The organism is Rhizobium sp. FG113 (genome assembly GCF_057809895.1).
Window position 1 is genome coordinate 75,503 of the sequence record NZ_JBMDKV010000015.1, and the last position, 10,938, is coordinate 86,440.

General features: G+C 62.0%; 11 protein-coding genes. 1 reads left to right on the top strand and 10 read right to left on the bottom strand.

The window, feature by feature from the left end; genetic code table 11:
- Window positions 1-40 precede the first annotated feature (40 nt).
- The 3 genes from ACODTZ_RS26525 to ACODTZ_RS26535 form a co-directional block, all read right to left on the bottom strand.
- Window positions 41-1,204, bottom strand: coding sequence for an ABC transporter permease subunit (locus ACODTZ_RS26525; protein ID WP_489029340.1), 1,164 nt, complete (start codon window positions 1,202-1,204; stop codon window positions 41-43).
- 1 nt (window position 1,205) lies between these two features.
- Entirely contained in the window at window positions 1,206-2,219 is a 1,014-nt protein-coding gene (locus tag ACODTZ_RS26530; protein ID WP_047508348.1) for a carbohydrate ABC transporter permease, read from the bottom strand.
- A 157-nt stretch (window positions 2,220-2,376) separates the two neighbouring features.
- Complete coding sequence (locus ACODTZ_RS26535) at window positions 2,377-3,738, bottom strand: ABC transporter substrate-binding protein (protein ID WP_111561718.1); 1,362 nt, start codon at window positions 3,736-3,738, stop codon at window positions 2,377-2,379.
- A gap of 272 nt (window positions 3,739-4,010) precedes the next feature.
- Between ACODTZ_RS26535 and ACODTZ_RS26540 the strand changes: the two genes are divergently transcribed.
- A complete protein-coding gene (locus ACODTZ_RS26540; protein ID WP_026283001.1) occupies window positions 4,011-5,033 on the top strand; it encodes a LacI family DNA-binding transcriptional regulator in 1,023 nt (340 codons plus the stop codon).
- A gap of 11 nt (window positions 5,034-5,044) precedes the next feature.
- Here ACODTZ_RS26540 and folD read toward each other — a convergent pair whose 3' ends face one another.
- The 7 genes from folD to ACODTZ_RS26575 all read right to left on the bottom strand — a co-directional run bounded on the left by folD (window position 5,045) and on the right by ACODTZ_RS26575 (window position 10,937).
- On the bottom strand, window positions 5,045-5,944 hold the full coding sequence (folD, locus tag ACODTZ_RS26545; protein ID WP_489029343.1) for a bifunctional methylenetetrahydrofolate dehydrogenase/methenyltetrahydrofolate cyclohydrolase FolD: 900 nt from the start codon (window positions 5,942-5,944) through the stop codon (window positions 5,045-5,047).
- 122 nt (window positions 5,945-6,066) lie between these two features.
- Window positions 6,067-7,851 carry a GumC domain-containing protein gene (locus tag ACODTZ_RS26550; protein ID WP_489029345.1) on the bottom strand — a complete coding sequence of 595 codons (1,785 nt, stop codon included), beginning with the start codon at window positions 7,849-7,851 and terminating at the stop codon, window positions 6,067-6,069.
- A 95-nt stretch (window positions 7,852-7,946) separates the two neighbouring features.
- Window positions 7,947-8,759 carry a WecB/TagA/CpsF family glycosyltransferase gene (locus ACODTZ_RS26555; protein WP_489029347.1) on the bottom strand — a complete coding sequence of 271 codons (813 nt, stop codon included), beginning with the start codon at window positions 8,757-8,759 and terminating at the stop codon, window positions 7,947-7,949.
- Window positions 8,760-9,008: 249 nt separating this feature from the next.
- Entirely contained in the window at window positions 9,009-9,542 is a 534-nt protein-coding gene (locus tag ACODTZ_RS26560) for a hypothetical protein (RefSeq protein ID WP_111561713.1), read from the bottom strand.
- Window positions 9,542-9,907: a hypothetical protein gene (locus tag ACODTZ_RS26565; protein WP_018898457.1), complete on the bottom strand. Its 366-nt coding sequence runs from the start codon at window positions 9,905-9,907 to the stop codon at window positions 9,542-9,544. Before ACODTZ_RS26565 ends, ACODTZ_RS26560 begins: the two co-directional genes overlap by 1 nt.
- Before the next feature lie 17 nt (window positions 9,908-9,924).
- The gene (locus tag ACODTZ_RS26570) at window positions 9,925-10,491 is read right to left on the bottom strand and encodes a rod-binding protein (RefSeq protein ID WP_047507456.1); all 567 of its coding nucleotides are present in this window, start codon (window positions 10,489-10,491) and stop codon (window positions 9,925-9,927) included.
- A 32-nt stretch (window positions 10,492-10,523) separates the two neighbouring features.
- Window positions 10,524-10,937: a hypothetical protein gene (locus ACODTZ_RS26575; RefSeq protein ID WP_047507454.1), complete on the bottom strand. Its 414-nt coding sequence runs from the start codon at window positions 10,935-10,937 to the stop codon at window positions 10,524-10,526.
- Window position 10,938: the final 1 nt, after the last annotated feature.

Consider the following 10,938-nt stretch of genomic DNA (forward strand, 5'->3'; position numbering starts at 1 on the left):
GTCCTGTTGGATATTGTCTTCTGAGTTTCCTGGGAAATCACTAGCCGCCCTTGACCGAACCCGAGAGCAGACCACGCACGAGATAGCGCTGCAGTGCGAAGAAGACGAGCAGCGGTACTATAATCGTGATGAAGGCCGAGGCCGTCAGGATTTCCCAGTTGCCGCCGCGCGAGCCGAGCAGCGCGTTGAGCGCACCCGTCAGCACGAGGTGATCCCTGTCGGTGCCGAGGAAAACCATGGCGACGAGCAGGTCGTTCCAGACCCAGAGGAACTGGAAGATCGAGAAGGAGGCGAGCGCCGGGAAGGACAAGGGCAAAACGATGCGGGTGAAGATCTCGAAATCACTGGCGCCATCGACGCGGGCGGATTCGATGATCTCCTTGGGCAGGCCCGCGATGTAGGATCGCAGGAGATAGATGGCGAGCGGCATGCCGAAAGCGGTGTGCGCCAGCCAGATGCCGGGATAGGTCTTAGACGGCGTATCGAGCAGCATGCCGACCTGATTGTAGAGCCGGAGAAGCGGGATCAGCGACATCTGCAGCGGCACGACGATGAGGCCGACGACCAGCGCGATCAGGAGCGCGCGGCCGGGGAATTCCATCCAGCTCAGCGCATAGGCCGCGAAGGCGGCGATCAGGATCGGGATGATCGTGGCCGGGATCGTGACCGTCAGCGAGTTGATGAAGGACTGGCCGATCCCCTCGCCCGTCAGCACCGTGCGATAGTTCTGCAGGGTGAATTCCGGCGGCGTGGCGACGGAGACGTAAACGCGGCGGCCGCCGTCATCCGGGCCGAAGGCGGCGTTCTTGGCGTAGCGATAGGTTCCGTCTTCGTTGACCGTGAGTGTGAGGCCATCGCCGAGATCCGCGGTCTCGCCGGCCTTGTAGGCCGAGGGCTGCGCGACGCGGGTGCCGAAGGCATTGATCGAGCGCCCCTCCTGGCCCTCCAGCACATTGCCTGTGATGACATAGGCGGGGCCATCCTGCTTTTGCTGGTCGACCTGGCCGAGACGGGCGGCCACGGTGCGCGACGAGCCGGAGAAGGCGGTCCACCAGCCGGAGACGACGATCTGGTCCTTGTCGCGCAGCGCGCTGACGAAGATGCCGAGCGTCGGGATCAGCCAGATGATGACGATCACGAGTACGGCTGCGTGGACGAACAGGCGGGCCGGGCCGATCTTGAAGAAATCGCGGGTCAGGGTCATCTCACTTGCCTCCCAGTTCGCGATTGGCGCGGCGGACGTTCCACACCATGATCGGTGTGACGGCCAGCATGATGATCAGCGCGATGACCGCACTTCGTCCGCTGTCGCCGCCGCCGCGGAACATCCAGTTGAACATGAGATTGGCGAGAACCATCGTGTCCCACTGACCGTTGGTCATGGTGAGAACGATATCGAAGACCTTCAGCACGAGGATGGTGATCGTGGTCCAGACGACGGCGATCGTGCCCCAGACCTGCGGCACCATGATGCGCCAGAAGATCTGCCAGCCATTGGCGCCATCGATGACGGCCGCTTCGATGGTCTCTTCCGGAATGCCGCGGAGTGCGGCCGACAGGATGACCATGGCAAAGCCCGTCTGGATCCAGATGAGGATGATCATCAGGAAGAAGCTGTTCCAGAAGGGCACCGAGATCCACACCTGCGGCGTGCCGCCGAAGAGCTGGACGATGGCGTTGAGCAAGCCGATCTGCGTGGCGTTGCCGCCACGATATTCGTAGATGAACTTCCAGATGACGGAGGCGCCGACGAAGGAGATCGCCATCGGCATGAAGACGATGCTTTTCGCGATATTGCCCCACCAGATGCGGTCGGTCATGACGGCGATGACGAGGCCGAAGAAGGTGCAGGCGGCGGGAACGACGGCGAGCCAGAGGATGTTGTTGAAGATCGACTGGCGGAACTCGCGGTCACCCAGGGCCCACTGGTAATTGCTGAAGCCGACGAACTCAGCCCCGGAGCGATCGTAGAAGGACAGGATGACCGTCGCGACCACGGGATAGACGAGATAGACGACCAGCAGGAAGAGCGCCGGGAACAGGAACAGCCACGGCCGGATGACGGAGCGGCGGTTGAGGTTCTGCGAGGCGGCGCGAATGTCGCCGTCCTTCACCGGAAGCGCCATATCAAGGAGCTTGTTCGAGAAATAGAAATAGGCCGCGCATGCGAATACGGCGACGACCACGACCCCCAAAGCGGAAACCAGCTGCGATAGCATTCATCCCTCCCCTGATGCCTACGTCTTTTTGAAATCACGCCGCCTGATGGCCGCTTGCTTCGGACGCAAGAGGCGGCGATGGCCGGCGCTTGTGACGGCGTCCGGCCAGGCATTAAGTCCATGCCGCCCGAGCAGGCGGCATGGAGATCAGGCGATGTTATTTGATGCCGTCCCAGGCGCTCTGGATTTCCTTGGCGGTATCCTGAGCGGACTTGCCGCCGACGAAATCGACCATGCCGGTCCAGAAGGCGCCGGCGCCGATCTTGCCGGGCATCAGGTCGGAGCCGTCGAAGCGGAACGTCGTTGCCGTCGTCAGGATTTCGCCTTCGCGCTTCATCTGCTCGTTGGCGTAGGCGGCCGTGTTGACGCCCTTGTAAGGGGTCAGGAAGCTCGACTGCGCCATCCAGACTTCATGCGCGATCGGCGTCTTCAGGAATTCCACGAAGGCGCGAGCGGGCTTGGAGTCCTTGGCGATGGTGACCAGCGTGCCTGCGCCCAGAACCGGCTTGCCGAGTTCGGGATGCGAGGCGAAGGTCGGCATGTAGAAGAAGTCCGCATCCTGGCCCATCTTCGTGCCTTCAGGGAAGAAGGACGGGATGAAGGACGCCTGGTGGTGCATGTAGCACTTCGGCGGCACGGCGAAGAGGCCCTTCGGGCTATCGCGGAAGTCGGTCGAGGCCACAGCCTTGACGCCACCATCGACATAAGCCTCGTTCTTGGCGAACTTGCCGAACTCATCGATGACGGAGACGACTGCGGGATCATCGAACTTCAGTTCGTTGGTGGTCCACTTGTCGTAGGCTTCCGGCGGCTGCATGCGCAGCATCAGGTCTTCGATCCAGTCGGTCGCCGGCCAGCCGGTGGCGCCGCCGGAACCGAGACCGATGCACCACGGAACGCCGCCGTCCTTGACGATCTGCTCGGAGAGAGCCTGCAGCTCTTCCATCGTAGTCGGGACCTTGTAGCCCGCTTCCTTGAAGTTTTCAGGCACGTACCAGACCAGCGACTTCACGTCGGCCTTGTAGGGGAAAGCGAAGAAGGCGTCCTTGCCGTCCTTGCCCTTGTAGGTGCCGTAGCCGACCCAGCTGTCGCCGGCGCCGTAATTGTCCTTGATCCACTTGGAGTTCTCATCGCCGAGCGGCGAAAGGAAGCCCTTGCTGGCGAGATCGGCGAGAAGGCCCGGCTGCGGCAGGATCGCGATGTTCGGCGGCGAACCGGCCTGCGTGTCGATAACGATCTGCTGTTCGTAGTTTTCCGAGGACGAGTACTTGGCGTCGATCCCGGTCGCCTCGGTGAAATAGGCGAGAATGCTGCGGAACAGCGTCTCGTCCTCGCCGCGCCATGGCCCGAAGATCGTCAGTTCCTGACCCTTCAGGTCGGCATTGGCCGCCTTGAAGTCATCGTAGCTCTTCCAGTTGAATTTGGCGTCCTCACCCGGCGCGAATTTCAGATCGGCTGCGGACGCGCCGCCCGCCAGAAGCGCTGCCACGGCAACGCCCATCAAAAATGACTTTTTCATGTGATCAACCTCCCATCACAATCCCAATCACGCCCTGCAACCGAAATTCCAAAGCGCTTTGACAACGAACTCATTTCACTTTCGGCATAAAAGAGTCAAGGCAATTCGCAAAACCCGGCTTGAGGCCTTTGGATATCGCAATGCAGCAACGCCTATGGGGCAATATGGAGCGATTTTTCTTGAGTCAAGCCGCGCAGCTGCTACATTGCCAAAAGCGCTTTGGATGCCATTTGGGAGACATGACCTCCAAGGCGTTGGAGGAAGTTTAACACGTGAATCTGAAACAGCTATCGGAAATGCTGGGCCTGTCCCAGACGACGGTGAGCCGTGCGCTGAACGGCTATCCCGAGGTCAACGAGGCGACACGCGAGCGCGTGCTGCGCGCCGTGCAGGAGACCGGCTACCGTCCCAACAAGGCGGCCCAACGGCTGGCGACCGGCAAGGCGGGTTCGATCGGCCTCGTCATGCCCACCGCGCCCGGGCATTATTCCGACGTGCATTTCGGCGAATTCCTGACCGGGCTCGGCGAGGAAGCGGTAAGGCACGACTTTCATTTCGTGATCATGCCCGCCGATCCCGACGACGAGGTGGGCGCGCTGAGGCGGCTGGCGATCAGCGGCAATGTCGACGCACTGTTCGTCGCCTATATGCGCGGACACGATCCCCGGCTGCCGCTCCTAAAGTCGCTTTCCATGCCGTTTCTCGTGCATGGCCGCTCGTTTGGGATTGAGCCCGATTACCCCTATCTCGACATCGACAACGAAGGCGCCTTCTACGATGCGACGCGGCTGCTGCTACAGCTCGGGCACACGCGCTTCTGCCTGCTGAACGGGCCGGAGCATCTGGATTTCGCGATCCGCCGCAAGAAGGGCGTCGTCTCGGCACTTGCCGAGCGCGGGCTGGAGCTGCCGGAGAACTGCACCAGCCACATGTCGATGACCGACGAACACGGGCAGTTCGCCATGGAGCGCTTCCTGCAGCTACCGGAGCCGCCGACGGCCATTCTCTGTTCCAGCACGGTGCTGGCGCTTGGCGCCATCCGCGCGGTGACGCAGGCGGGGCTGAAGCTTGGCGAGGATATTTCGCTGATCGCCCATGACGACGTGCTGCCGCATCTGAAGCCGGAGAATTTCTCCGTGCCGCTCACGACGACGCGCTCATCGCTGCGTGCGGCGGGTGTCCGGATCGCCGAGCGGCTGATCGGGACCGTCAAGCAGGACGGCCCCTTCCCCGAACAGGAACTGTGGAAGACGGAGCTGATCGTGCGGGCGTCGACGGGCGCGGCGCCGCGCTAGGTCTATCCGGATCAGAACTTCGGCGGCGTCTGGCCGGCGGCGCGATGCGCGGCAATCACGGTGTTGGCCATCAGCATGGCGATGGTCATCGGGCCAACGCCACCGGGAACAGGCGTGATGACATCCGCGACTTCAGCGGCCTCGGCGAATGCGACATCGCCAACGAGGCGCGTCTTGCCCTCGCCCTTTTCGGGCGCTGCGATACGGTTGATGCCGACGTCGATGACGGTGGCGCCGCGCTTGACCCAATCGGCCTTGACCATCTCGGGACGACCGACGGCAGCAACCAGGATATCGGCGTTGCGGCAAACAGCAGGCAGATCCTTGGTTCTCGAATGCGCGATGGTCACCGTGGCGTTGGCGTTGAGCAGCAGCTGCGCCATCGGCTTGCCGAACAGATTGGAACGGCCGACCACGACGGCGTTGAGGCCGGAGAGATCCTCGCCGTGGGTGCGGCGCACGAAGACCATGGCGCCGGCGGGCGTGCAGGAGACAAGGCCGGTCTCGAGATCGCCGACCGCCAGCTTGCCGGCGTTGACGACATGGAGACCATCGACATCCTTTTCAGGCAGGATCGACTGGATGATCGGCTCGGAATTCAGGTGCTTGGGCAGCGGCAGCTGCACGAGGATGCCGTGGATCGTGTCATCGGCGTTCAGCGAGGCTACCAGCGCGGCCAGTTCTTCCTGCGTCGTCTCGAGCGGCAGCGTGTGCTGCACGGACTTGAAGCCGCATTCCTTGGCCATCTTGCTCTTGGAGCCTACGTAAGCGTGGCTTGCCGGATCGTCGCCGACGATGATGACCGCGAGACCGGCCTGAACGCCGCTCTGCTTGTGCAATGCCGCGGTCGCGGCCTTCACCGTGTCGATGACCGAAGCTGCAACCTGTTTACCGTCGATTACTGTCGCCAAGACCGTCTCCCTGCCATTACCCGCCATTCTAGTCGGCGGCATCAGACACAATTTGCCCGTCCACGCCCTATCCTGCCTGAAACGAGAAATGCAAGAACAATCATGTCGCAGTTGAGCGACAATCAGGCCGTCGCCGCATAGGAGCGAAGGCGATCGCGCATGGCGGCGATCTCGGCGCGCAGGATTTCGACCTCGTCGGTGGCGTCCTCGACCACAGGCTCCGGCACGGATGCGAGCGGGATGTCGACCGACGGCTCGATGGCGGTGACGGGCTCGACATGCGCAACGTCTCTGCTCGGGTCCACGCGTCTGCGGAAGCCGGCAAGGCCGGCGAGCGCGCCGAGCGCCGGGGCAAGCCACGGGCTGCGGCCCGGTTCGATGGCCGTGACCACGGGCGCCTTGATGACCTGCACATGCGTGCCATCTGTGCCGATCGCGCCGGTGCTGAGCTGATCTTCGAGACGCTGGCGCGCAACGGCGGATTTCTCGCGCAGTTCCGTCAGCTTGGCGAGATCGACGCCGGTGTCGCGGCTTTGCGCGATCAGCGTGTTGCGTTGGTCGCCAAGCTGCCTGACGGCGGCGACCGTTGATTTGACTTCGTCGGCGGCATCGCGCGACAGCCTGCCGAGTTCCTGGCCGATGCTGGCGCGCAGGCCATCGACTTCGGCCTGCTGGGCGATCAGACGTGGATGGCGGGGGCCGAGGCTGGCGGCAAGCTGCGCTAGCGTCGATTTGGCAACGGCGTAGCGGCCGCGGCGGTCGTCCAGCGCCGGTGAGGTGATGTCTGCGGCAAGCGCACCGGTCAGCGCATCGTCTGCTGTCGCGGTCTTCAGCAGGTCGGCGCGCGTCTTCGCCGCCACGACCTTCTGCTGTGCGTCCTTCAGGGTCTCGTTGGCCTGCACAAGCTGCTGCTGCAGTCTGGTTGCGACCTCGACATTGCCTTCGCCGTTCTGCTTGGTGAATGCCTCGAGATCGGCGTCTGCCACCGCACTCGCCTTCTTCACCGCGCCGTCGTTGACGCTTGCGGCCGACACCGGATGCGCGACGGTCGAGACGAGATAGGACGCGATGCGCGCGGATTTCGCCGCACTTGCCGTCGTGACGCTGAAGCCGATCGTTCCCGACTTGGGGTCGGCGGATGCGCGAATGGCGGCGGCGAGAGATGCTTCGGCGCGCGAAACAGGATCGGCGGCGGCACCGCTGGCGGACAAGAGATCGACCGCGACATTGAACGCGCTGCCGCTGGCGCCGGCAAACTCGGCGTCGCGGTCGAGCTGCAATTTGGCGACGGCCATGGCGATAGTTTTCTGCGAGATCAGTGCATCATGCGCGGCGCTGACCAGCGCGTGATGCTCCTTGGCGGGACCTTCGACACCAAGCAGACTCTGCGCCCGAAAGCCGGATGGCTCGCTTGGGATAAGCGTTCCGCCAAGCGCGCCCAATGCGCACAGTGCGCCGGCTGCGATCAGCGAGCGGCCGCTGCGCGGGGATGCCGGCGCTTGATGCTCGACGGCTGCGTGGGTGATGGATTCGACGTGGAATTCCTGTGCGGCCAGATCGTCGATCAGGTCGTCCATCGCTGCGTCGTCCATGGCGGCATTGATGGTGGCAGCGTCATCGATGGGCTGATTTGGGGCCGTGGCGGTATCGTTGGCGGCCTCTAGCCTTTTGCCGAGGATGGTTTCGATGCGGCTGACGAGTGGCGCGGTGGTGTCTTGCGGCGCGGGTTGCTCAAGTTCCGGCAATCGCTGCGCCTGGAGAGCCCGTTCGATGACACGCAGGAGCTCGGCTTCCGGGACGGCCATTTCGTCCTGATAACGGCCGCTGGAAAAGCCGTTCGAGCCGGCTTCATCCTTCGGCTGGGATGACCATGAGTGGGTGGGACGTCTCGAATGATTTTCGCGCATCACCAAGTCTCGTGCATGGAACGATCGAACCCATCGCAGTCGCGTGTGGTTAATCGAGCCTAAACAGGCTTGGCAAACAAAAGGTTAATTTTCGCTCAATCTCGACGTGTATCGCCCATTTCCGAGCGCTTCATGATCACCTTGCGCCGGCTGAACCGGTACTTGGCTACGTGATAGAGAAAGACCGGGATGCCCAGCGCGTAGCGGCGCCAGAGCCGACCGGGTTCCTGGACGAGCCTATAGGCCCATTCCAGGCGCATCGAGCGCACCAGCTTCGGCGCGCGCGGCACCGAGCCGGAGACGAAATCGAACAGGGCGCCGACCGTCAGCACCAGCCGCGCGTGATCGGCGCGAATGTGCTTGTGCGCCCACTTTTCCTGCAAGGGTGTACCCATGCCGACGATGATGATGTCGAGATCCTGCGCCGCGATCTCGGCGACCACGGCCGACGGATCGTTCTTGTCGAAGAAGCCATCGGAGATGACGGCGAATTCATGCCAAGGCGCATGCCTGCGGAAATTGGATGCCGCGCGCTCGACCACGGCACGCGTGCCACCGATCAGGCCGATGCGGCGGGGTTGTTCCATGAAGGTCAGCAGGGCGGGCACGAAATCGGTGCCATTGAGATTGGCCGGGAAAGGCGATCCGTGGGCGATCTGCGAGGCGATGTTGAGGCCGATGCCATCGGGCAGCACGAGGTTCTGCGAGAGAATGTCGCGATACTCTTCATCGCGCAGCGCCAAGAGCATGTTGTGTGCGTTGACGAAGGAGATCGATGTCTGGCCGACGGGCATGGACAGGAGCTCGTTGATGAAGACGAGCGCGTCGTCCCAGCCGAGATCGCAGACAGGCAGATCGAAAATGGCGCGACGAGAGGCGAGGACCGCGAAGTTCGCGATCAGATTCATTCCCGCTTCCTGACGATAATGCTTCATGGCTCGGAGATCCCGGTAACACTGAGGTCTGCCTGGGATCAGGCGCCGGCTTCCAAATCTGGAATGCGGCGCGTATGTCAGCCCATCACGGGACGGTATAACAGGGCTACCTCAAACAACCTTTAGGAAAACCTGTCGACTTTGCTGAGCGATATCAGGGATTTGTTAACCATCGCGGATGGCTGGTCGCGGTGATGAGGCCACCGCGACGATAAGCGGGCGTCAACCGCCGGCGGCCGGGTCCTTGACGGGCTCTGGCGGCACGACATTGACAGGCTTGCCGGTCTTCTTCGGCTGCCCGGAGGCGTTGGCGGCGACCTCTTCCTTGGAGAGATAATCAAGCTGCTCCAGCAGCACCTGGTCGATATATTCGCCGCCCAGATGCGTGTTGAGATCTTTCTTGATCATGTCGCGGAAGGCAATCGGATCGAAAGCCTTCATGTTCGATATATCGACCATCTTGTTGCCGACGAGCAGCGAGAAGAGTTCGTCGGTGGTCATCTCGGTGAGCGGCAGGGTCGCGCCCTTGAGCATCTCCTTGTTGACCATGAAGGATATCTTGCCGAGGAAATAACCGCTGACGGCGCCCTCGTGGACAACAGGGATGGTGATGGACTCGCCCTTAACAAGCTCGACAAGGCTCTGCTTCGACTGATCGGGCGCGGGCGCCGGCGCCGTTGCCAGATGCACCGACATATAGACCGCCGCCAGCGTGATCACGCAGACCCAGACGCCTGTAAGAACGAGTTTAACCATCAGTGTTCACGCGCCAGGAACTGTTCCTGGGAGTAGGTGCCGTCGGCATCCGCATCCTGAACCGCGTTCTTCAGGAGATCGGCAACCGTACGCACTGCTTCGAGATGAGCCTCGACGCGACGGGCGTTGAGCGCCAGCTTTTCCTTCAGGCCATGCAGCTGCTCGAGATGCGAGGCAGCGAGTTCCTTGGGGTCCGTATCGCTGAAGAGCATCGACAGCTCATATAGGCAGCGGCTCTTGTGGGCATTCGACACCTTGAGATCGAACTGCGGATCGCTGCCGATACGCGTGTTCTCGTTGTCGATGATCATTTCCAGGCGTCCAAGAACCGATTTGATACGGTATTCGTTCGAGATTATTTCCATTGTTCTCCTCGATTCCCTTAGGCGTCGTTTGCGGACTTGTTGTCCGTCGATGTCACGCCAAATGTCTGGCGCTGAATTTCATTGATCATGCTGACCGCGGCATTGCGGTCATCCTGGTCGGTAGAGGCGTTGACGACCCTGCCTTCCTGTTTCTTCAAGGCATCGTGATAGAGCTGCTTGGCAACGCCGATGCCATCGCCCTTGGCGATGGTGTTGCCGAGCTGTTCGGCCATCATGCCCTTCCAGATGTCGCCCGTGGCGCCCTTGCCGTAGACGTCTTCGCTCTCGTTGGGCAGCATGTTCTTGATGAAGTTCTGCAGCACCATCGCTTCGAACTTGCGATAGGTCTCGGGAACTTCTTCCGTCTTGCCGGTGCGATTCTGGACGTCGCTGAGGCCTGCCTTGTTGGAGGCGCGGTCGAGAATGTCCACCGCCGAGGTGAAGCCCTTGCCTGCTTCGGCAAGGCTGTTGGCCGCGAATGCAGCCTGGTTTGCCTTCAGTTTTTCCTGAGCGGCCTGAACCTCCATGGGGTCGGCCGCCTTGACAACATCCAGCACCAGATCACTCGGGGGTGAAATCGCCACGTCATAATCCTCTTGATTTCAGATCGAGGGGATTATGAGTTTTGAAGCTTGCTGGAGGCTGGCGTACCGTATTTTTGATCGATGATATCATAGACCGCGTTGTCATCGGCCTCGCGGCGCTCGTCTTCGAGGGCCTCGCGCATGCCATCTTCCAGCCGGTCGCCCTTGGCGCGCTCCTGCTGAACGCGCATCTGGTGAACTTCCTGCATGCCGTTCAGCTGCTTGTCCTTGATGCCAAGCCGGTTGAAACGATCCGCATAGCCCTGCGAGAAGGCGTGATGCACCGGATCCATCGAGCCCAGCGCATGGATCACGCTGTCCATCTCTTCGCTGACTTCGGCGCGCTGGCGTGTGGTCTCGGCGAGATCGAATTCCGCCATCTGTTCGAGATGCCGCTGAACGGCGACGAGGCGTTTGAGCTTGTCCGAGCGCGTCTTCTCAGCCATC

Excerpts from the sequence above, each read along its gene's own strand:
- ACODTZ_RS26530 (WP_047508348.1), bottom strand. The coding sequence starts at position 2,219 with ATGCTATCGCAGCTGGTTTCCGCTTTGGGGGTCGTGGTCGTCGCCGTA.
- ACODTZ_RS26535 (WP_111561718.1), bottom strand. The coding sequence starts at position 3,738 with ATGAAAAAGTCATTTTTGATGGGCGTTGCCGTGGCAGCGCTTCTGGCG.
- ACODTZ_RS26565 (WP_018898457.1), bottom strand. The coding sequence starts at position 9,907 with ATGGAAATAATCTCGAACGAATACCGTATCAAATCGGTTCTTGGACGC.
- ACODTZ_RS26560 (WP_111561713.1), bottom strand. The coding sequence starts at position 9,542 with ATGGTTAAACTCGTTCTTACAGGCGTCTGGGTCTGCGTGATCACGCTG.
- ACODTZ_RS26555 (WP_489029347.1), bottom strand. The coding sequence starts at position 8,759 with ATGAATCTGATCGCGAACTTCGCGGTCCTCGCCTCTCGTCGCGCCATT.
- ACODTZ_RS26550 (WP_489029345.1), bottom strand. The coding sequence starts at position 7,851 with ATGCGCGAAAATCATTCGAGACGTCCCACCCACTCATGGTCATCCCAG.
- ACODTZ_RS26525 (WP_489029340.1), bottom strand. The coding sequence starts at position 1,204 with ATGACCCTGACCCGCGATTTCTTCAAGATCGGCCCGGCCCGCCTGTTC.
- ACODTZ_RS26575 (WP_047507454.1), bottom strand. The coding sequence starts at position 10,937 with ATGGCTGAGAAGACGCGCTCGGACAAGCTCAAACGCCTCGTCGCCGTT.